The following is a 21,585-nucleotide window of genomic DNA, read 5'->3' on the forward strand; positions in this document are numbered from 1 at the left end:
TAATAATCTCTCGCAAGAGGAAACCCCGGCGGTCCCTGCTGAACCGTCGTGAAGCTGGCGCGAGGCTGCCGGGATCTGCGAGGCGAGACTTGGAGAAACTTGCTATCGCTTGCGGTCGATGAAATGTTGCATCAGCCGTTTCGGCTCGTCGGTGAGGAACGACCGTCCGAAGGCGCCGATCGATATCTCGATGGACTCCTTCAGCGGCAGCTCCTCCCATTGCCGCAGCAGAGCCTTCTGCGTCCGCAGCGCTTCGGGACCGCAGGCGAGCAGGGATGCCACGGCCTTCTCGACCGCGATGTCGAGTTCTCCCTCGGCGGCGACGGCATCGACGAGGCCCCAGGCGAGAGCGGTCGGCGCGTCGATCGTCTCGGCGGTCATCAGCAGCCAGCGCGTGCGGCCCCAGCCGATGAGACGTGGCAGCAGCGCGGCATGAATGACCGAGGGAATGCCGACACGCACCTCGGGCATGCCGAACTTGGCGTCGTGTCCCGCGACACGGATATCGCAGGCCGCTGCGACCTCCAATCCGCCACCCAGACACCACCCCGGCATCCGCGCAATCACGGGGGCAGGAAAATGTCGCACCGCTTCGCAGAGCCCGGCAAGTCGCGAGATGAAGGTTTCCGCTGAAGCCTGGTCCAGCGTTGCCATCTCCTTGATGTCGGCGCCGCCGATCATGCTCTTCCCGCTTTCGCCGGCCAAAACGAGAACGCGAATGGCGGCGTCGGAGGCGAGCGATCGCAGCCCGGCTTCCACGTCGAGAATCGCCGCCGAACCGAGAATGTTGAGCGCGCCTGCATTGCAGATCGTCAGCCGAACGACGCCTTGGCCGTCACGACTCACGCCGCAGTGGGAATTGAGCGTGTCCATGGTCGTCCTCGTCGGGTTCCTGGGCAACAGGGGTGTGCCGGGAATAAATCAGGCCAGCGAAGTTGATTTAGATCAACTCGAATTCATCAAATAGCTGCAGCGAGCAGGACGCAGAGCTGTTATAGTATGACCGCAGACATTCAATGGGACGGCAATGCGTTACTCTCCGGAACACAAGGCGGAAACCCACGCGCGGATCGTGCGCAAGGCATCGGTGCGGCTGCGCGAGCGTGGCGCTCATGGTGTCGGGGTTGCAGACCTGATGAAGGAGGCCGGACTGACTCACGGCGGCTTCTACGCGCATTTCGATTCGCGCGAGGCGTTGGTCGTGGAGGCGTTCGGTTATGCGATCGATCGTTCGATGGAGCATTGGCGCAAGCTGCTGGACCAGTTGCCGCCGCAGAAGCGGCTCTCGGCCATCGTCGACGGCTATCTGTCCGCCGGCCATCGCGACGATGTCGGTCACGGCTGCGCGGTTCCTGCGCTCGGAGCGGAAATCGCGCGCGAGAGCGCCAAGACCCGCAAGGCCTTTGCTGCGAAGCTGGAAGAGTTGATCGACCTGTTCGCCGAGTACATCGTCGACGTACCGGCCAAGACTGCGCGGAAGCGGGCTTCGGCGATGCTCGCGACGCTGGCGGGGACGCTCGTGATGGCGCGACTCATGGGCAGCGGCGAATTGTCAGACGATATCCTGAACTCCGGGCGCGAGGTGGCGCTGGCCGTCGCCAGCGGAGGTGGGCCGGCGGGCAGGGCACTTGTGCGGGCACCCGCAAAAAGGCCCGTGAAGAAGGTGGTAGCCGAGAAGCGCTGATCCGTCGCGCGGCTCGGATGCTGGACGCGGCACGCTGCACGCCGCGGGGTCTGCCGTGATCGTGCCGACCGAGCGAAGGGGCGGCATTTTCGCAGCGCCGATCAGCGCTTAGACCCTTCCCAAACGCCGCAAAGACTGCAAGATGCCGGCCAATTCGGCACTGCTTACCCCTGCGGAGGATACCCCATGCGTTCGATCGGCCATTTTATTGGCGGCAAAGAGGTCAAGGGCACGTCTGGACGGACGGCCGATGTCTTCGAGCCCATGACCGGCGACGTTCAGGCCAAGGTCGCGCTGGCGTCCCGCGCCGAGCTCCGGGCCGCAGTCGAGAACGCCAAGGCCGCGCAGCCGGCCTGGGCCGCCACCAATCCGCAGCGCCGAGCGCGCGTCATGATGAAGTTTCTGGAACTCGCGCAGCGCGATTACGACCAGCTCGCCGAGCTGCTGGCCCGCGAGCACGGCAAGACCGTTCCAGATGCCAAGGGCGACATCCAGCGCGGCCTCGAGGTGGTTGAGTTCGCCTGCGGCATTCCGCATTTGATGAAGGGCGAGTACACCGAAGGTGCCGGTCCGGGCATCGACATCTATTCGATGCGCCAGCCGCTCGGTGTCGTTGCCGGCATCACGCCGTTCAATTTCCCGGCGATGATTCCGATGTGGAAGTTCGCTCCCGCCATCGCCTGCGGCAATGCCTTCATCCTGAAGCCGTCGGAGCGCGATCCGGGCGTGCCGATGAAGCTCGCCGAGCTGATGATCGAGGCCGGTCTGCCGCCGGGCATCCTCAACGTCGTCAACGGCGACAAGGTGGCGGTCGACGCCATCCTCGAGGATCCGGACATCATGGCGATCGGCTTCGTCGGCTCGTCGCCGATCGCGCAGTACATTTATGAGCGCGCCGCCGCCCACGGCAAGCGCTGCCAGTGTTTCGGCGGCGCCAAGAACCACGCCATCGTGATGCCCGACGCCGATCTCGACCAGGCCGTCGATGCGCTGATCGGCGCCGGCTACGGCTCGGCCGGCGAGCGCTGCATGGCGGTGTCGGTTGCGGTGCCCGTCGGCAAGACCACGGCCGACCGGCTGATGGAGAAGCTGATCCCGCGCGTGGAAAGCCTCAAGATCGGCACGTCAGTCGACCCATCGGCCGATTTCGGCCCGCTGGTCACCCGCGAGGCGGTCGAGCGCGTGAAGAACTACGTCGACATCGGCATCAAGGAGGGGGCGACGCTCGCCGTCGACGGCCGCGGCTTCAAGATGCAGGGCTATGAGAACGGCTTCTACATGGGAGGCTGTCTGTTCGACAACGTCACCAAGGACATGCGGATCTACAAGGAGGAGATCTTCGGGCCGGTGCTGTCGGTCGTTCGTGCCAAGGACTATGCCGAGGCGCTGGCGCTGCCGTCGGAGCATGATTACGGCAACGGTGTCGCGATCTTCACCCGCGACGGCGACGCCGCGCGCGACTTCGCGGCCAAGGTCAATGTCGGCATGGTCGGCATCAACGTGCCGATCCCGGTGCCGATCGCCTACTACACCTTCGGCGGCTGGAAGAAGTCCGGCTTCGGCGATCTCAACCAGCACGGCCCGGATTCGATCCGCTTCTACACCAAGACCAAGACGGTCACCTCGCGCTGGCCGTCCGGCGTCAAGGAAGGCGCGGAATTCTCGATCCCGCTGATGAAGTGATGAGATGAACTGACAACAGTGGGAGCCCGCTAGGGCTCCCACTCCGTCATTGCGAGGAGCGAAGCGGCGGAGCAACCCAGGCTGCCTCCGCGGAAAGACTCTGGATTGCTTCGCTTCGCTCGCAATGACGGAGTGTGAAGAGGCGCCACGGCCAACAAACAAGACCAGGAAACGCGGAGAACGGATGCAGTTCGCTCTCGACGAGGATCAGATCGCGGTGCGCGACATGGCGCGCGCCTTCGCGGCGGAGAAGATCGCGCCGCATGCGCTGCGCTGGGACGAGGAGAAGCATTTTCCCGTCGATGTGATGCGGGAGGCCGCAAGCCTCGGCATGGGCGGCATCTACATCCGCGACGATGTCGGCGGCTCGGGTCTCAGCCGGCTCGATGCGGCGCTGATCTTCGAGGCGCTGGCGACGGGCTGCCCCACGGTGTCGGCCTTCATCTCGATCCACAACATGGCCTCGTGGATGATCGACACCTTCGGTACCGAGGCCCAACGCCAGGCTTACCTGCCGAAGCTCTGCGCCATGGACCTGATCGCGAGCTATTGCCTCACCGAGCCGGGCGCGGGCTCCGATGCGGCGGCGCTGCGCACGCGCGCGGCGCGCGAGGGCGACGACTACGTGCTCAACGGCCAGAAGCAGTTCATCTCCGGCGCGGGCGCCACGGATATCCTCGTTGCGATGGTTCGCACGGGAGCCGACGGTCCCGGCGGCATCTCGACCCTGGTGATCGATGCCAATACCCCCGGCGTGTCGTTCGGCGCCAATGAGCGCAAGATGGGCTGGAACGCGCAGCCGACCCGCGCGGTGATCTTCGAGAATGCGCGCGTTCCGGTGGCCAACCGGCTCGGCGAGGAGGGCATCGGCTTCAAGATCGCCATGGCCGGGCTCGACGGCGGCCGCCTCAACATTGCCGCGTGCTCGCTCGGCGGCGCGCAGGCGGCGCTCGACAAGACGCTGGCCTATACGAAAGAGCGCAAGGCGTTCGGCAAGCGGCTCGACGAATTCCAGGCGCTGCAGTTTCGCATCGCCGACATGGCGATCGAGTTGGAGGCGGCGCGCACCTTCGTCTGGCGCGCGGCGGCTGCGCTCGACCGCAAGGATGCTGACGCGACCATGCTGTGCGCTATGGCCAAGCGCTTCGGGACCGATGTCGGCTTCGAGGTCGCCAACCAGGCGCTGCAGCTGCATGGCGGCTACGGCTATTTGAGCGAATACGGCATCGAGAAGATCGTGCGTGACCTGCGCGTGCATCAGATCCTCGAAGGCACCAACGAGATCATGCGCCTGATCGTGTCGCGCAAGCTGATCGAGGCGGCGCGATGACCGAGGCTATCGAAGGCGACCTGATCGTCCGCCGCGAAGGCTCGGCCGGCATCATCCGGCTGAACCGGCCGAAGGCGATCAACGCGATGACGCTGGAGATGTCGATGGGCATCGACGCCGCGCTGGATCGGTTCGAGGGCGATCCGGCCGTCGCAATTGTCGTGCTCGAAGGCGCGGGCGAGCGTGGACTTTGTGCGGGCGGCGATATCCGCGGGCTCTATGAGAGCTCGAAGACGAATGGCGATCTCGGCAAGGTGTTCTGGCGCCAGGAATACATCATGAACGCGCGCATCGCGGCGTTTCCAAAACCCTATGTCGCCTATATGGACGGGCTGGTGATGGGCGGCGGCGTTGGGCTGTCGGCGCATGGCCGCCACCGCATCGTGACCGAGAAGACCAAGCTCGCAATGCCCGAAGTCGGTCTCGGCTTCTTTCCCGACGTCGGCGGCACCTGGCTCTTGTCGCGCGCGCCCGGCGAACTCGGCGCCTATTTCGGCCTGACCGGGCAGATCATGAACGGGCCCGATGCGATCCATGCGCGCTTTGCCGATGCCGTGGTGCCGACCGAGAAATGGCCGGCGCTGCGCGAGGTCCTGACCAAAGTCAGGCCGGGGACGCTGTCGATCGAGATCGACCGGCTGATCGCAGGCTTCGCGACGTCGGAGACGTCCGGCCCGGTGGCGGCGCAGCAGGCCAAGATCGACGCCTGGTTCGCCCATGACAGCATGCACGACATCTTTGCCGCCTTGAAAGCGGACGGCTCGGAGCTCGCGTTGGCGACGCTGAAGACGCTGCAGGAGAAGTCGCCGCGCGGCATGGTCGTGACGCTCGAGCTGCTGCGATTGGCACGCGGTGCGGCGTCCCTGGAGGAATGCCTGGTGCGCGAGTATCGTGCGGCGCTCGAAGTGTTCCGCAGCGACGATTTCCGCGAGGGCGTGCGTGCGGCGATCATCGACAAGGACCGCAATCCCAGATGGTCGCCGCCTGATGTCGATCAGGTGACACCGGACATGCTGGCGCCATATCTTGCCGAGATTGGCGCCGACGAGCTGACCTTTCCGCAGAGCAGATAACAATCAGGTCGAGGGGAGAGAACGAACCATGGCAACGATCGCATTCATCGGCCTCGGCAACATGGGTGGACCAATGGCCGCCAACCTGGTCAAGGCCGGCCACAGGGTGGTCGCGTTCGATCTGGTCGAGGCCTCGCGCGCCCAGGCCAAGGCCGATGGCGCCGAAATCGCCGACAGCGCCGTCGCCGCGGCCAAAAGCGCCGATGCCGTCGTCACCATGCTGCCGGCCGGCAAGCATGTGCAGGCGGTCTGGAACGAGGTCGTGCCGGCGATGTCCAAGGGCGCGCTGATCATCGATTCCTCGACCATCGACGTCGAGAGCGCGCGCGCCGCGCATGCGCTGGCCACAAGGCACGGCATCGCCGCCGTGGACGCGCCGGTGTCCGGGGGTACCGGCGGCGCCAAGGCCGCAACGCTTACCTTCATGTGCGGCGGCGAGGAGAGCGCGTTCGCTGCGGCCAAGCCGATCCTTGAGAAGATGGGCAAGAAGATCGTCCATTGCGGCGGCGCCGGCGCGGGGCAGGCGGCCAAGATCTGCAACAACATGATCCTCGGCATTTCGATGATCGCGGTCAGCGAGGCGTTTGCGCTGGGTGAAAAGCTCGGCCTGTCGCATCAGGCGCTGTTCGACGTCGCCTCGACCTCGTCGGGGCAGTGCTGGTCGCTGACATCCTATTGCCCGGTGCCGGGCCCAGTGCCGGCTTCGCCCGCCAACAACGACTACAAGCCCGGCTTTGCGACCGCGCTGATGCTGAAGGACCTCACGCTGTCGCAGGACGCCGCCAAGGCCGCCGGCGCGGCGACCCCGCTTGGCCAGCACGCGCAGGAGATCTACAAGGCGTTCGAGGCCGCCGGCCATGGCGGCGTCGATTTTTCCGGGATCATTCAGCACGTTCGCAAGCTCGCCGGGACCACCTGATGACGACATTCAAGGACGCACGCGCGTTTCTGCTGGCGCATCGCACCGACTACGATGCGGCCGTGAAGGGTTTCCGCTGGCCCGATGCCGTCCCGTTCAACTGGGCGCTCGACTGGTTCGATGCCGAACTCGCGTCCGATCCGGAGAGCCGCGACCGCACCGCGCTTTGGATCTTCGACGCCGCGCAGGACCGCCAGACCAAGCTGTCGTTTGCGGCGTTGTCGCGCCGCTCCAACCAGGTCGCGAATTTCCTGCGCGCGCAGGACTTGAAGCGCGGCGACCATCTGCTGCTGCTGCTCGGCAACGTCGTGCCGCTGTGGGAGACGATGTTGGCGGCGATGAAGCTCGGCGTCGTCGTGATCCCCGCGACGACGCTGCTGACCACCGACGAGTTGCGCGATCGTCTGGAGCGCGGCCGCGCCAAGGCCGTGGTCGCGGCGCAGGATCAGGTTGCGAAGTTCGCCGATCTGGGCGCCGATGATCTCGTCCGCATCGTCGTCGGCGCGCCGGCGGCACCTGCCGGCTGGCTGCCGTTCGAGCAGGCGGCCGACGCGGCCGAGGCGTTCACGCCGGATGGACCGACGCAGCCGGATGATCCGATGCTGCTCTATTTCACCTCGGGCACCACGGCCAAGCCGAAGCTGGTGCGGCACAGCCATCGCAGTTATCCGGTCGGCCATCTCTCGACCATGTACTGGCTCGGCCTGCAGCCGGGCGACGTGCACCTCAACATCTCCTCGCCGGGCTGGGCCAAGCATGCCTGGAGCTGCTTCTTCTCGCCCTGGAATGCCGGCGCCACGGTATTCGTGGTCAATCAGCCGCGCTTCGACGCCAAGGGGCTGCTCGCGATCATCAAGCGCTGCGGCGTCACGACGCTGTGCGCGCCACCCACGGTGTGGCGGCTGTTCATCCAGGAGCATCTCGCCGACTTCAAGGTCTCGCTGCGCGAGGCCTGCGGCGCCGGCGAACCGCTCAATCCGGAGGTGATCGATCAGGTGCGTGCCGCCTGGGGGCTGACGATTCGCGACGGCTATGGCCAGACCGAAACCGCGGCGATCGTTGGCAACTCGCCGGGCCAGAAACTGAAGATCGGCTCGATGGGGCGGCCGCTGCCGGGCTATCGCGTCGAGGTCGCCGACATCGACGGCAATCTCTCCGGCGAAGGCGAGATCACGCTGGCGCTCACCGGCGAGCGTCCGGCCGGACTGATGCAGGGCTATCAGGGCGACGACGGTAAGCTGTCGGGCGCCGATGGCATGCGCTACCGCACCGGCGACGTCGTGTTCCAGGACGATGACGGCTATCTCACCTTCGTCGGCCGCTCCGACGACGTGTTCAAATCGTCCGACTACCGCATCTCGCCGTTCGAGCTGGAAAGCGTGCTGTTGGAGCATGAGGCCGTCGCCGAGGCTGCCGTTGTGCCGTCTCCGGATCCCATCCGTCTTGCTATACCGAAAGCCTATGTGTTGCTGACGGCGGGCGCGGAGCGCTCGCGCGCCACTGCGCTGTCGATCTTCACCCATCTGCAGGCGCGCCTGGCGCCATTCAAGCGCATCCGCCGGCTGGAGCTCGTGAGCGAGCTGCCGAAGACGATCTCCGGAAAAATCCGCCGGGTGCAGCTGCGCCGGCTGGAGCACGAGGACAACCGCACGGACCATCTGCGCGGCACGGAATTCAAGGAAGAGGATTTCCCGGAGTTGAAAACGAGGCCATCCGGGCACGAGGTGTAGGAACGCATGAACAAGATCTGGAAGAAGCCGCCGATTTCGCTCGAAGCCTATCAGGCCATGGTCGGCCAGGAGATCGGCGTGTCGTCATGGCACGTGCTCGATCAGAAGCGCATCGACACTTATGCCGACGTGATCGAGGATCATCAGTTCATTCACGTCGACCCCGAGCAGGCCAAGGCGACGCCGTTCGGCACCACGATCGCGCACGGTTTCCTGACGATGTCGCTGCTGTCGGTCATGTCCTATGAGGTCATGCCGGCGATCGAGGGTACGGCGATGGGCGTGAACTACGGCTTCGACAAGCTGCGCTTCATCTCGCCGGTGAGATCGGGAAAACGCGTGCGCGGCCGCTTCGTCCTTGCCGAAGCCACTCTGCGCAAGCCGAAGGAGCTGCAGTCGCGCACCAACGTCACGGTCGAGATCGAGGGTGAGGACAAGCCCGCGCTGGTCGCCGACTGGATCGGACTCATCTATCTGAGCTAACTCACCTCGTCACAACCCACCCTTCGTCATCGCCGGGCTTGACCCGGCGATCCATCAAGTCCGAGAGTCTTTCGAAGTGGATGGATGCCCGGGTCGAGCCCGGGCATGACGAGCGACAAATAGGAACGACACATGGCTATCAGATTCGACGGACGCGTCGCCATCGTCACCGGCGCAGGCAATGGTTTGGGGCGCGCGCATGCGCTGGGGCTGGCGAGCCGCGGCGCCAAGGTCGTGGTCAATGATTTCGGCGGCGCGCGCGACGGCACCGGCGGCTCGATGACCGCGGCGGAGACGGTGGTCGAGGAGATCCGCAAGGCCGGCGGCACCGCGATGGCCGACGGCGCCGACGTCTCGAATTTCGAGCAGGTCACCGCGATGGTGGAGCGCGCCAGCAAGGAGTGGGGCAGCGTCGACATCATGTGCGCCAATGCCGGCATTCTACGCGACAAGTCGTTCGGCAAGATGGAGGTTGCCGATTTCGCCAAGGTGCTCGACGTGCATCTGGTCGGCAGCTTCTACTGCTGCAAGGCGGTGTGGAACGGCATGCGCGAGCGCAACTACGGCCGCATCGTGCTGACGACGTCGTCGTCCGGCCTGTTCGGTAATTTCGGCCAGGCCAACTACGGCGCGGCCAAGACCGGCATGGTCGGCCTGATGAACGTGCTGGCGGAGGAGGGCCGCAAGACCAACATCCGTGTCAACATCATCTCGCCGACGGCCGCGACCCGCATGACCGAGGAGCTGCTGCCGCCGCAGGCTCTGGAGCTGATGAAGCCGGAATCGATCACGCCTGCGGTGGAATATCTGCTCAGCGAGGACGCGCCCACGCGCACCATCATGGGCGCCGGCGCCGGCTCCTTTGCGGTGATCAAGATCCTGGAGAGCGAAGGGATCAACCTGCCGCCGGAGGAGTGGACACCGGACGCGATCGCCGCGCATTTTGCCGAGATCAGCGACATGTCGAAGGCGCGGGCGCTGCAGGGTGCATTCGAGCAGACACAGAAATACGTCGGTCAGGCCGCCGCGCGGCTGGGGCTCAAGCTATAAGGCACCATACGCATCGCACCCTCCGCCGTCATGGCCGGGTCAAGCCCGGGCATGACGACCTGTTGTGTGGTGACGCCATGGCCCTAAACTCCAGTCATGACCTTATCCAAGCAAGTTGCCGTCATCGGAGCCGGGCCGGCCGGGCTGATGGCGGCCGAGGTGTTGGCTGAGGGCGGTGCCGCCGTCACCGTCTACGACGCGATGCCGTCGGTCGCGCGCAAATTCCTGATGGCAGGGCGCGGCGGCCTCAACCTCACCCATAGCGAAGAGCTGTCCGCCTTCCTGTCGCGCTATCGCGAGGCGGCGGCGTGGCTGGAGCCGGCCATCCGCGCGTTCCCGCCGCAGCGGCTGCGCGACTGGTGCGAGGCGCTCGGCGAGCCCACGTTCATCGGCTCCTCCGGCCGCGTGTTTCCGACCGCGATGAAGGCCTCGCCGCTGCTGCGCGCGTGGCTGCGCCGGTTGGCCACGCAGGGTGTGCGCTTCGAGCTGCGGCATCGCTGGACCGGCTGGGACGAGGCAGGGCGGCTGACATTCGAGACACCGGCAGGACTGCGCGCGATCACGGCCGATGCGACCGTGCTCGCGCTCGGCGGCGCCAGCTGGCCGCGGCTCGGCTCCGACGGGGGCTGGGCATCGCTTCTCGCCGCGAAGGGTGTCGCGATTGCGCCGCTGCGGCCGGCCAATTGCGGCTTCACTGTCGCCTGGTCGGACATCTTCCGCGGCCGCTTCCAAGGCCAGCCGCTCAAAGGCATCGCGCTGTCGTTTGCTGATCGCAGCGTCCGCGGCGAGGCTATCGTCACGCGCGACGGCATTGAAGGCGGCGCGGTCTATGCGCTGTCCGCCGAGTTGCGCGAGGCAATCGCTCTGGAAGGCGCGGCCATTCTTGACGTCGCGCTGCGGCCCGATCTTGCGACCGCCGATCTGGTCAAGCGGCTGTCAGCGCCCCGCGGCAAGCAGTCGTTCTCGAATGTCCTGCGCAAGGCGCTGCAACTGTCCCCCGTCGCGATCGGCCTGCTGCAGGAGGCGGCAAAAGCGCAAGGGCTGTCGCTGTCATCGCTGTTGCCGGACCGTCTCGCTGCACTGATCAACGCCGTGCCGATCAAGCTGACGGGCACCGCCGGACTGGCGCGCGCGATCTCCAGCGCCGGCGGCATCGCGCGTGACGAACTCGACGCCGACTTCATGCTCAAACGCCTGCCCGGCGTGTTCGCCGCCGGCGAAATGCTCGACTGGGAAGCCCCGACCGGCGGCTACCTGCTGCAGGCGTCGTTTGCGACCGGGGTCGCCGCGGGGAAGGGCGTGTTGAAGTGGCGCGCGGGGGGAATGGCAGGCAATGTCTGACCAGCTTCCCGAGCCCTGGTCTTGGATGACGGACGATCAGCTCCGCGCCGCGTTCGAAGAAGAACTTGCGCGCGAAGTAGGTCCCAATCATGCGCTGGCTAATCGGTCCCTCAGGATCGCCGCCCGACGCGAGGACTGCGACGACGTTCTTGTAGCGCTCGGGGGAGGCTGCGTGGCTCAAGTCCATTTGACGTGGACACGGCGCCGCGAGCTTGATCCTCGCTGGCCCGAGGCCGTCATCTACGATTCCATGGAAGATTGGCGGAACAGTTGCAGTGAATAGCCGAGCGGGCGGCCACACCGTCGTCATTCCGGGGCGCCCGGAGGGCGAGCCCGGAATCCATGACCACGATCGGGCGTATGGATTCCGGGCTCAGCCGCTAGCGCGGCTGCCCCGGAATGACGCTGCGAGAGAGTTTCGCCCTACCGCAGCTTGCCGCGGGCGGCGACCGGCAGCGTGCCCAGGATCTCCTCGCCGCGGACCATGACGACCTCGTCCATCATGTTGACGACGACGCAGACGTGGTTGGGGATGATGCGCACGACGTCGCCGACATTGGGGCGGGTATTGCTGCGCGACAGATCGAGGAAGCCGTGCTCCTCGGCGAAGCGCGCGATCTTCGCTTCCGGGTGCTCCAGGATCAGTCCGTGGCCGTCGAGGCCGCCGGTATCCGTTGTCAGCGTCTTAGAGCCGGCGTCGAGGATGCCGCGCTCCGGTGCGGCGCGGCTGACGACGGTCGAGTAGATGTGCAGCGCGCAGTCGTCCCAGGTCGCGACACCGGCGGCGACCTGCATGCGGTCGTTGTAGATGTAGGTGCCGGGCCGGTGCTCGGTGGCGCCCTTGAGCTTGCCGAGATTCTTCAGGTTGGGCGAGCCGCCGGTCGAGACGATGGCCGCGTCCAGCCCGTCGGCGCGGACGCCGGCCAGCGCCTCGTCATAGAACCGCTGCGCCTCGTCCCAGCCGGTCTCGGTCGGATACAGCATGAAGCCGGCGAAGCGCAGGCCGTCTGACGCTGCGATCTGGCGCGCGAGCTGGATCGCTTCCGTCGGCGTCTCGACGCCGGCGCGCTTGCGCCCAGTGTCGCATTCGACGACGACCGAGAGCGTGCGGCCGGATTGCTTTGCCGCCTGCGGCAGGCCGGCGATCACGGTCGCGTTGTCGGCGGCAACCGTCATGTCGGCCTTGGCTTGCAGCGATGCGAGGCGTGCCATCTTCTCCTCGCCGATCAGGTTGTAGCTGATCAGGATATTGTCGATGCCGGCACCCGCCATGATCTCAGCCTCGCCGATCTTCTGGCAGGTGATGCCTTGCGCGCCCGCCTCGATCTGCAGCTTCGCGAGCACCGGGCTCTTGTGCGTCTTGATGTGCGGCCGGTTGGCGACGCCCGCGGCCTCGCACTGGGCCTGAATGCGCGCGATGTTGCGCTCGACCCTGTCCATGTCGATGACGGCACAGGGCGTGCCGTACTCCCGGGCGATCCTGGCGGCGAGCGGGGTGGTCATGTCATTTACTCCATGTTGCCGTCATTGCGAGGAGCGAAGCGACGAAGCAATCCAGAGTCCGGCTGCAGCCCCGGATTGTTTCACGTCGCTCGCAATGACGAAGTGATTTCGATGAACGTTACGCGCCCTCGATCTCCTCGCGCAGCACTTCGAGCTCGAGCCAGCGGTCCTCGGCGGCGGTGAGCTCGGCTTGTGCAGTGGCGATCGCGAGGGAGGCGGCGTCGAATTTCTTGCGGTCTTTCGCATACAGCGCGGGGTCGGCGAGCACGGCCTGCTGCTTGGCGATCTCGGCTTGCAGCTTGGCGATCGTCTTCGGCAAGGTCTCCAGCGCGTGCTTCTCGTTGAAGGAGAGCTTGCGCTTCGGCGCGCTCGCAGGCGCCGTGGCCGCGTGCCTGGTTTCCTTCTTCTCCTCAGCCGCCTTGGCATGCTGGCGCTTTAGGTCGGCGCCGCGTTGCGCCAGCATGTCGCTGTAGCCGCCGGCGTATTCCTGCCATTTGCCGTTGCCCTCGGGGACGATCACCGAGGTGACCACGCGATCGAGGAAGTCGCGGTCGTGGCTGATCAGGATCACCGTGCCCTCGTAGTCGCCGAGCATGTCCTCGAGCACATCGAGTGTCTCCAGGTCGAGATCGTTGGTCGGCTCGTCCAGCACCAGCAGGTTCGATGGCTTGGCCAGCGCGCGCGCCAGCATCAGCCGGCCGCGCTCGCCGCCGGAGAGCACTTCGAGCGGCGTGCGCATCTGCTCGCGCGAGAACAGGAAGTCCTCCATGTAGCCGACGACGTGCTTCGGCTTGCCGGCCACCATGACGTGATCGCCGCGGCCGCCGGTCAGCGCTTCGGCGAGCGTCGTCCGGGGATCGAGGCTCTCGCGGTGCTGGTCGAGCGTCGCCGTCTCCAGATTGACGCCGAGCCGGATGCTGCCGCAGTCCGGCTCGCTGCCGCCGGTGAGCAGGTTGACCAGCGTGGTCTTGCCGGCGCCGTTCGGGCCGACGATGCCGATGCGGTCGCCGCGCTGGATGCGGATGGAGAAGTTGTCGACGATCTTGCGATCACCAAAGCTCTTCGAAGCGCCCTTCGCTTCGATCACCAGCTTGCCGGACTTGTCGGCCTCGGCCGCGGCGAGGTTGGCGGCGCCCGCCGTGCCGCGATAGTCGCGGCGCTGCTGGCGCAACGCATGCAGGTTGGCGAGCCGCTTGACGTTGCGCTTGCGGCGGCCGGAGACGCCGTAGCGCAGCCAGTGCTCTTCGTTGACGATCTTGCGGTCGAGCTTGTGCTGCTCGCGCTCTTCTTCCGCCAGCACCTCGTCGCGCCACGCCTCGAACGCCGCAAAGCCGCGGTCGATCTGCCTGATCTGGCCGCGGTCGAGCCAGGCGGTCGCGCGCGACAGATTGGTGAGGAAACGGCGATCGTGACTGATCAGCACCAGTGCCGAGCTTCGGCCGTCGAGCTCGTTCTCCAGCCATTCGATCGTGGTCAGGTCGAGATGGTTGGTCGGCTCGTCCAGCAGCAGGATGTCGGGGTTGGGCGCGAGCACGCGCGCCAACGCCGCGCGGCGCGCCTCGCCGCCGGAGACATGCGCCGGATCTTCCTCGCCGGTGAGGCCGAGCTGCTCGACGAGATAGCGCGCCTGATAGTGATCGTCGCCGGGACCGAGCCCGGCCTCGACATAGGACAGCGTGGTGGCATGGCCGGAGAAGTCCGGCTCCTGCGGCAGGTAGCGCACGGTGGCGCCCGGCTGCACGAAGCGCGTGCCGCTGTCGCACTCGACGAGGCCGGCGGCGATCTTGAGCAGCGTCGATTTGCCGGAGCCGTTGCGGCCGATCAGGCAGACGCGTTCGCCCGGCGAGACCGACAGCTCGACGCCCTGCAGCAGGGCGGTGCCGCCGAAGGTCAGGCGGATGTCCTTGAGTTGGATGAGAGGCGGCGCCATGGGTCTAGCCTTGCTGTTGCATCCGCGCGGCGCGCTGGCGCTGCATGCGGCGGATGGTCTGATCGAGGGTGGAGAGGAAGGTGGAGCGGTCGCGCGGCGTGAACGAGCGCGGCCCGCCGGTGACCTCGCCGGACGAGCGCAGATCGGTCATGAGGTTGCGCACGGCGAGCGTCATGCCGATCGACTCCTCGGTGAACGCCTTGCCGTTCGGCGCGATCACCGCGCTGCCGGCCTTGACGCAGCGGCTCGCCAGCGGAATGTCCGCTGTGATGACGACGTCGTCGGCGCCGGCGCGCTCTGCGATCCAGTCGTCCGCGGCATCCATGCCGCTGCCCGCCGCCACGCGCGTGATCAGGGGATCCTCGGGCACGCGGATGAAGCCGCCCGCGACCACGATCACTGGCAGGCCGTGGCGGATCGCGACGCGATAGATCTCGTCCTTCACCGGACAGGCGTCGGCGTCGACATAGATCGTGACAGGGGCGAGCTCGGCGGTTTCGGTCGTCATCTGGCGTTCTGCTGGGGGTGGCCGGTTGGTACCCCATCGCCAGCCAAATTGCGAGCCAAACGCTGGCCTTGCCAGGACCTTTCCGGCCGTTACCATCGCCCGAAAAGGGTCAAAGGGAGGCAAGGATGGCAGACGGAATCGCGACCTATGCGGTCGAGGCGTTCAACACGGCCAAGCAGTCCGAGAACAAGATGCACGATGACAGCGTGGCGCGCCGGTTCGGCTTCGCCGGCGGCCTCGTGCCCGGCGTCGAGGTGCTGGCCTATATGCTGCATCAGCCGGTTGTGCGCTGGGGCCGGGCATTCCTGGAGCGCGGGCTGATCGAGGCGCGGTTCACCAAGCCGGTCTATGACGGCGAGATCGCCGAGGTCAGGGCGGAGGAGGTCGGCGACGGGCTCAGCCTGGAGGTCGCGAGTAAAGGTGAGATCTGCGCCACCGGTTCCGCGTCGCTGCCCGCGTCAGCGCCCGACATCGCTCTGGCCGAATATCGAGAGGTTCCAGCCGCGGCGGTGCGACCGCTCGTCAGTGCGGAGTCATTCGCTGTCGGCAGCTGGCTCGGCACGGCGCCACGCGCGTGGCCAGGGCAGGCGGCCACCGCCTATCTCTCTGAGATTCGCGAGCGCGATCCGATCTATGCAAACGAGCGGTTTGGTCACCCGGGCATGTTGCAGAGGGTGATGAACCGGCTGCTGGTCGACAATGTCGTCCTCGGCCCCTGGATTCACGTCGGCAGCCGAATGCAATTGCTGTCGGCGATTGCAGAAGCCGACGAGATCACGGCGCGTGGCCGGGTGGTCGCGAACTACGAGAAGAAGGGCCACCGCTTCGTCGAGATCGATGCGCTGGTGGTCGCCAATGGCGACCGCCCACTTGCGCATTGCCATCACGTGGCGATCTATCAGCCGCGCGCGCAGGCGGCCGCCTAGCGGACGGACTTGGCAAGAGGCACGCGGCATCCAAAAGACAGCTGTCATGCTCCGCCTGCGCGGACGATGACGGCGAAGTTCTGGGTACGCTGCTTGCCCACACTCCCGTCATTGCGAGCGCAGCGAAGCAATCCAGAGTGTTGCCGTGGAGGCAGTCTGGATTGCTTCGCTACGCCGCTACGCTCGCAATGACGTGGAGAGGGCCCCACGGCCCGATCGACAGTCCGTAGCCCGGATGCGCGCACGCCGGCGCCCAGCGGGTGCAGGCGGGAGCGACATCCGGGTTCACCGATACAGCCTGTGAGACCCCGCATATCGCTGCGCTCATGCGGGCTACGGGCTTTTCGTTTGGCAATGAGATGTTTTCGCCTCATCGCGAGCGAAGCAGCTACGCCGCGGTCCTCGCCTTGCCGTCCTGGATCGCGCGCCAGAGCTTTTCGGTGGTGAGCGGCATGTCGAGATGCTTCACGCCGTAGTCGGACAGTGCGTCGATCACCGCGTTGATCACGGATGCCATCGAGCCGGCGCAGCCGGCTTCGCCGCAGCCCTTGGTGCCGAGCGGGTTGGACTTCGCCGGCACCGGATGGTTGTCGACCGTCATCATCGGCACGTCGGAGGCGCGCGGCAGCGCGTAGTCCATCAGAGATCCCGTGATCGGCTGACCGCTCTCGTCGTAGCGCAGATGCTCCATCAGCGCCTGGCCGATGCCCTGGGCGACGCCACCATGGAGCTGGCCGGCGACGATCATCGGGTTGATCACCGTGCCGAAATCGTTGATCGCGGTGTAGGCCACGATCTGCGCGACGCCGGTGTCCGGTTCGATCTCGACCTCGCAGACATGACAACCATTGGGGAACGTCGATTCCGTTACTGTCGAGTTGTGGTCGACGTCGAGCGAGGCTGGCACGCCGTCGGGCATCTTGCCCTCGCGCAGGCGGCGCGCCAGCTCCATGATGTCGATGCTGCGATCGGTGCCGGCGATGGTGAACTGGCCGCCCGCGAACTCGATGTCGGCTTCCGAGGCTTCGAGCAGATGCGCGGCGGCCTGCTTGCCCTTGGCAATGACGAGCTGTGAGGACTCGACGATGGCCTGGCCGGTCGCGGTGATCGAGCGCGAGCCGCCGGTGCCGTTGCCGAACCGCACGAGATCGGAATCGCTCTGCTCCAGCCTGATCTTCTCGAACGGCACGCCGAGTTGCGCCGACAAGACCTGCGAGAACGGAGTCGCGTGGCCTTGGCCGTAATCCAGCGTGCCGGTCGTCAGGGTCACGCCGCCATCGGCGTCGAAGGTGATCTTGCCGAGCTCGCCCGACGGCGGCGCGGTCACCTCGAGATACGAGCCGACCGCGATGCCGCGAAGCTTGCCGTTCTTGCGGCTCTCGCGCTTGCGCTTGGCGAAGCCGGCGTAGTCGGAGACCTGCAGTGCCTTCTCGAACACCGCGGCGAAGTCGCCGGAGTCGTAGGTGACGCCCGACGCGGCCGGGAACGGCATCTGGCTCGGCTTGATGAAGTTGCGCTTGCGGATGGTGAGACGGTCGATACCCATCTCGCGCGCGGCGGTGTCGATCAAGCGCTCCATGAAGTAGTTGGCCTCGGGACGGCCGGCGCCGCGATATGCGCCCATCAGGGTGACGTTGGTCAGCACGGTCTTGATATCGACGCCGAGCAGCGGCGTCTTGTAGACGCTGGCGAGGTTCTTGCCGGTGTTGAGCGACAGCGGCAGCGGCGCCACGCCCATGATGTAGGCGCCGAGATTGCCGTAGCCGGACAGTCTGACAGCGAGAAACCGGCCGTCGGCGTCGAGCGCCAGCTCGCCATGGATGATCTGATCGCGTCCCTGGCTGTCGGACAGGAAGGCGGTGGTGCGCTCGTCGCGCCATTTCACGGGGCGGCCCAGCTCTTTGGCGGCGTGCAGGATGCAGACATATTCGGGATAGGAGACGTTCTTCATCCCGAAGGAGCCACCGACATTGGTGGTGAGGATGCGGACCTTGTCCGGCGCGACGTTCAGAATCTTCGCCAGCGTCGCCTTGTTGCCGGACACGCCCTGGGTCGGCACCTGCAAGGTGAAGCGCTCGGTCTTGCCGTCGAACGCCGCGAGCGCGACGCGTGGTTCCATCGACACCACGGCGACGCGGGTGTTGACGATGTCGAGCTTGGTGACGTGCGCGGCCTTGGCGAAGGCTTCTTCGATCTTGGCCGTGTCGCCGTAATGATAATCGAGCGCGACGTTGTTGGGGATATGGTCGTAGAGCTGCGGCGCGCCGGGCTTGGCGGCTTCCTCGGCATTGGTGACCGCGGGCAGGGGCTCGATATCGAGCTCGACCGCCTCGGCCGCGTCGCGGGCCTGGGCCGCGGTCTCCGCCACCACGAACGCAATGGGGTCGCCGACGAAGCGGACCTTGTCGGCGGCGAGCGCCGGCCGGTTGGTCTGCAGCAGCGGCGAGCCGTCCCGGCCCTTCAGCGGCAGGCCGCAGGTGAACGGGCCATAGTTGGCTTCGGCGAGGTCGGCTCCAGTCCACACCCCGAGCACGCCGGGCATGGCCTTGGCGGTCGCGGTGTCGATCCTCTTGATGATGCCGTGGGCGTGGCTGGAGCGCACGATCCAGGCATGGGCCTGGCCGGGCAGGTTGAAATCGTCGGTATATTTGCCGTGACCGCGCACCAGCGTGTCGTCCTCCTTGCGCCGGACCGGCTGCCCGACGCCGAATTTCTGCAGCGCGATCGCGTTTTCGAGGGAGGCCGGGGAGGTGTGATCTTGCATGGATGAGGACCCAAGGGGCTGAATTGGTCGCAAATGCGGGCTGTTCCCAGATAGTGCAGCGCCCGCGGCCGGACAACGGTTGATTAGGAATGGTGCATCACGCCTGACGGAGGGGCTGTTGCGCCGGCGCTATCCACTGATAATGTCTCATGAAAGAGAACTTCCATCTGGGCCGGTTCGGCCAGCGGAAAGACATTTGAATGATCAATGACACGCGGCTGCGGGAGAGTCCCACGCCGCGCGGGAACTTGGAGCCCGGCTTGCGTCCGGGTCTGGACGTCGCGACGCCTTCCTGCGCCAGCAATGGCAGCAGCGTCTACGCGGCCCTGGACCTCGGAACCAACAATTGCCGGCTCCTGATTGCCTGTCCTTCGGGCGACAGTTTCCGCGTGGTCGACTCCTTCTCGCGCATTGTCCGGCTAGGCGAGGGCATCTCGACCACCGGCTGCATCAGCGACGCGGCGATGGATCGGGCCATCGCGGCCCTCAGCATCTGCCGGGACAAGATCCAGTCGAAGAAGGCCAGGCGCCTGCGGCTGATCGCGACCGAGGCCTGCCGCGCTGCGGCCAATGCCGAGGGGTTCCGCAGCCGGGTTGCGGCCGAGACCGGCATCGAGCTCGAGGTGATCGACCGCGAGACCGAGGCGGCCCTGGCCGTCAAGGGCTGCGCGCCGTTGCTCGATCCCGGCGGGCGAGGGGCGATCCTGTTCGACATCGGCGGCGGCTCCAGCGAGTTGGTCCGGATCGAGCGCGATGCGGGCGACCGCAACGCCGAGCCGCGGATCAAGGCCTGGATGTCGATCCCGCTCGGGGTCGTGACGCTGGCCGAGCGGTTCGGCGGCCGTGATGTGACGCCGGAGATCTATGCCGCGATGGTCGAGGCCGTGGCCGAGCATGTTGGCCCGTTCGCGGCCGAGAACGGCGGCGATCTCGCCGGCATGCATCTGCTTGGAACCTCCGGCACCGTGACGACGCTGGCGGGCATCCATCTCAACCTCGCGCGCTACGATCGGCGCCGGGTCGATGGCATCTGGATCAACGACGCCGACATCACGACGACGATCGGCAGGCTGCTGGCGATGAGCTACCAGGAGCGCGCCGATAACAATTGCATCAGCATCGACCGCGCCGATCTCGTTCTGGCGGGCTGCGCCATTCTCGACGCCATCCGCCGGTCCTTTCCGCTGCCGCGCCTGCGCGTCGCCGATCGCGGCCTGCGCGAGGGCATGCTGGTCGAGATGATGCGCGAAGACGGCGCGCTGCGCACGGCGTAGCGACTTCACCCTCCCCTGGAGGGGGAGGGTCGTCTCACATGGAGCGCAGCGCAATGTGAGACGGGGTGGGGTGAGTTCCACGAGCGGTCTTCGTGCGGCTCACCCCACCCCGATCGCTCGCTTCGCTCCCGATCGACCCTCCCCCTCCAGGGGAGGGTGACCTTTGTAGTTCCGCCAGACCTCGAGCGTGGACGGATTTTCGCCTCCCGCGTCTGGTCACGACGACCGAGAAACACATGGCAAAAGACACCACCGGCCGCATGCATGTGCAGGTCAAGACCGGAGGCAAGCGCAAGCTGTCCTCGAAACTCTGGCTGGAGCGCCAGCTCAACGATCCCTATGTCGCGCAAGCCAAGCGCGACGGCTATCGCTCGCGCGCGGCCTACAAGCTGCTCGAGATCGACGACAAGCATCATCTGCTCAAGCCCGGCATGACGGTGCTCGATCTCGGCGCTGCGCCCGGCGGCTGGAGCCAGATCGCGGCGCGCCGGGTCGGGGCCGAAGCCGGGAAGGGCAAGGTGATCGCGATCGATCTGCTGGAGATGGGCGAGATCCCCGGCGTCACCTTCACCCAGCTCGACTTTCACGCCCAGGATGCGCCCGAAAAGCTCCGCGCGATGCTCGGCGGGCGTGCCGACGTGGTGATGTCGGACATGGCGGCCAACACCACCGGCCACCGCAAGACCGACCAGCTGCGCATCGTCGGTCTCGTCGAACTTGCCGCGCATTTCGCCAGCGAGGTGCTCAAGCCGGGCGGCAGTTTTCTCGCCAAGACGTTCCAGAGCGGCGCCGATGCCGACTTGATGGCGCAGCTCAAGCGCGATTACGCCAGCGTCCGCCACGTCAAGCCGGCGGCGAGCCGGCAGGATTCGTCGGAGCGCTACGTGCTGGCGATGGGGTTCCGCGGCGGAGAGCAGGCCGACCTGTTGTAATGGCGTCATTGCGGCCTTGACGCCCTGGCGATACAGAGCAGGGGCAATCACCGTCTCGGGAATCGGCCTGGGCCGGCGAGACGTCGATTCCGGAGGTCCTGCATGCGTGTCCTCAACTGGAGCGCCCTCGCGCTGGGTTTGGCGGTCGGGTCCGTCCTATCGGGCTCTGCTCACGCCCAAGCCTACGATCCGCGCTATCCCGTGTGCATGAAGGTCTATGAAGGCGGCCGGTTTGGCGGTGGCGAGTGGATCGACTGCAGCTATACGTCGCTGCCGCAATGTCGCGCGACGGCGTCGGGCCGTGCGGCGATGTGCGACCTCAATCCCTTCTACGCCCCGCCGTCGCCTCCGCCGCGCCGCGCGCATCGGCGGCATCGCTGAAACATTTCATGACGGAACGGCCGTTGCCGTGCCGCAATCGAACTGAAGATTCGAGACCCTCGTATCCATCGGGC

At 66.4% G+C, this 21,585-nt stretch carries 17 protein-coding genes and 1 pseudogene; 13 read left to right on the forward strand and 5 right to left on the reverse strand.

Going from position 1 to position 21,585, the window contains the following annotated elements; translation table 11 throughout:
• Positions 1 to 102 precede the first annotated feature (102 nt).
• Positions 103 to 873 carry an enoyl-CoA hydratase gene (locus tag QX048_RS28350; protein ID WP_315827395.1) on the reverse strand — a complete coding sequence of 257 codons (771 nt, stop codon included), beginning with the start codon at positions 871 to 873 and terminating at the stop codon, positions 103 to 105.
• A 154-nt stretch (positions 874 to 1,027) separates the two neighbouring features.
• On the opposite strand from QX048_RS28350, the gene QX048_RS28355 reads away from it, so the two are divergent.
• The 9 genes and pseudogenes from QX048_RS28355 to QX048_RS28395 all read left to right on the forward strand — a co-directional run bounded on the left by QX048_RS28355 (position 1,028) and on the right by QX048_RS28395 (position 11,293).
• The gene (locus QX048_RS28355; RefSeq protein WP_315827396.1) at positions 1,028 to 1,684 is read left to right on the forward strand and encodes a TetR/AcrR family transcriptional regulator; all 657 of its coding nucleotides are present in this window, start codon (positions 1,028 to 1,030) and stop codon (positions 1,682 to 1,684) included.
• Between the two features lie 186 nt (positions 1,685 to 1,870).
• Positions 1,871 to 3,367, forward strand: coding sequence for a CoA-acylating methylmalonate-semialdehyde dehydrogenase (locus QX048_RS28360; RefSeq protein ID WP_315827397.1), 1,497 nt, complete (start codon positions 1,871 to 1,873; stop codon positions 3,365 to 3,367).
• 184 nt (positions 3,368 to 3,551) lie between these two features.
• A complete protein-coding gene (locus tag QX048_RS28365; protein WP_315714438.1) occupies positions 3,552 to 4,697 on the forward strand; it encodes an acyl-CoA dehydrogenase family protein in 1,146 nt (381 codons plus the stop codon).
• Positions 4,694 to 5,770, forward strand: coding sequence for an enoyl-CoA hydratase/isomerase family protein (locus tag QX048_RS28370; RefSeq protein ID WP_315827398.1), 1,077 nt, complete (start codon positions 4,694 to 4,696; stop codon positions 5,768 to 5,770). The genes QX048_RS28365 and QX048_RS28370 overlap by 4 nt, the downstream gene beginning before the upstream one ends.
• Before the next feature lie 10 nt (positions 5,771 to 5,780).
• Positions 5,781 to 6,689, forward strand: a pseudogene (gene mmsB / locus QX048_RS28375) (3-hydroxyisobutyrate dehydrogenase); the annotation flags it as partial.
• The gene (locus QX048_RS28380; protein WP_315827399.1) at positions 6,689 to 8,419 is read left to right on the forward strand and encodes an AMP-binding protein; all 1,731 of its coding nucleotides are present in this window, start codon (positions 6,689 to 6,691) and stop codon (positions 8,417 to 8,419) included. The pseudogene mmsB and the gene QX048_RS28380, both read left to right, overlap by 1 nt.
• Before the next feature lie 6 nt (positions 8,420 to 8,425).
• Entirely contained in the window at positions 8,426 to 8,902 is a 477-nt protein-coding gene (locus QX048_RS28385; RefSeq protein WP_315827400.1) for a MaoC family dehydratase, read from the forward strand.
• 132 nt (positions 8,903 to 9,034) lie between these two features.
• Entirely contained in the window at positions 9,035 to 9,952 is a 918-nt protein-coding gene (locus tag QX048_RS28390) for an SDR family NAD(P)-dependent oxidoreductase (RefSeq protein WP_315827401.1), read from the forward strand.
• Between the two features lie 96 nt (positions 9,953 to 10,048).
• Positions 10,049 to 11,293: a TIGR03862 family flavoprotein gene (locus QX048_RS28395; RefSeq protein WP_315827402.1), complete on the forward strand. Its 1,245-nt coding sequence runs from the start codon at positions 10,049 to 10,051 to the stop codon at positions 11,291 to 11,293.
• 423 nt (positions 11,294 to 11,716) lie between these two features.
• Here the strand turns inward: QX048_RS28395 and QX048_RS28400 are convergent, their stop codons facing one another.
• From QX048_RS28400 to QX048_RS28410, 3 genes are all read right to left on the reverse strand, one after another.
• Entirely contained in the window at positions 11,717 to 12,796 is a 1,080-nt protein-coding gene (locus QX048_RS28400; RefSeq protein WP_315827403.1) for a D-TA family PLP-dependent enzyme, read from the reverse strand.
• Between the two features lie 118 nt (positions 12,797 to 12,914).
• Positions 12,915 to 14,726, reverse strand: a complete 1,812-nt coding sequence (locus tag QX048_RS28405; RefSeq protein ID WP_315827404.1) for an ABC-F family ATP-binding cassette domain-containing protein — start codon at positions 14,724 to 14,726, stop codon at positions 12,915 to 12,917.
• A 4-nt stretch (positions 14,727 to 14,730) separates the two neighbouring features.
• Entirely contained in the window at positions 14,731 to 15,234 is a 504-nt protein-coding gene (locus QX048_RS28410) for a YaiI/YqxD family protein (protein WP_315714429.1), read from the reverse strand.
• Positions 15,235 to 15,359: 125 nt separating this feature from the next.
• On the opposite strand from QX048_RS28410, the gene QX048_RS28415 reads away from it, so the two are divergent.
• A complete protein-coding gene (locus tag QX048_RS28415) occupies positions 15,360 to 16,160 on the forward strand; it encodes a hypothetical protein (RefSeq protein WP_315827405.1) in 801 nt (266 codons plus the stop codon).
• Positions 16,161 to 16,548: 388 nt separating this feature from the next.
• Here the strand turns inward: QX048_RS28415 and QX048_RS28420 are convergent, their stop codons facing one another.
• A complete protein-coding gene (locus QX048_RS28420; RefSeq protein ID WP_315827406.1) occupies positions 16,549 to 18,924 on the reverse strand; it encodes a xanthine dehydrogenase family protein molybdopterin-binding subunit in 2,376 nt (791 codons plus the stop codon).
• A gap of 200 nt (positions 18,925 to 19,124) precedes the next feature.
• Between QX048_RS28420 and QX048_RS28425 the strand changes: the two genes are divergently transcribed.
• From QX048_RS28425 to QX048_RS28435, 3 genes are all read left to right on the forward strand, one after another.
• Positions 19,125 to 20,198 (forward strand): Ppx/GppA phosphatase family protein, encoded by a 1,074-nt coding sequence (locus QX048_RS28425; RefSeq protein ID WP_315827407.1) that lies wholly within the window; start codon positions 19,125 to 19,127, stop codon positions 20,196 to 20,198.
• A gap of 236 nt (positions 20,199 to 20,434) precedes the next feature.
• On the forward strand, positions 20,435 to 21,130 hold the full coding sequence (locus QX048_RS28430; RefSeq protein WP_315827408.1) for an RlmE family RNA methyltransferase: 696 nt from the start codon (positions 20,435 to 20,437) through the stop codon (positions 21,128 to 21,130).
• Positions 21,131 to 21,232: 102 nt separating this feature from the next.
• Positions 21,233 to 21,511 carry a DUF3551 domain-containing protein gene (locus QX048_RS28435; protein ID WP_315714423.1) on the forward strand — a complete coding sequence of 93 codons (279 nt, stop codon included), beginning with the start codon at positions 21,233 to 21,235 and terminating at the stop codon, positions 21,509 to 21,511.
• Positions 21,512 to 21,585 lie beyond the last annotated feature (74 nt).

Origin of the sequence: Bradyrhizobium sp. SZCCHNS30572, from assembly GCF_032484415.1 — a bacterium.
GTDB lineage: Bacteria > Pseudomonadota > Alphaproteobacteria > Rhizobiales > Xanthobacteraceae > Bradyrhizobium.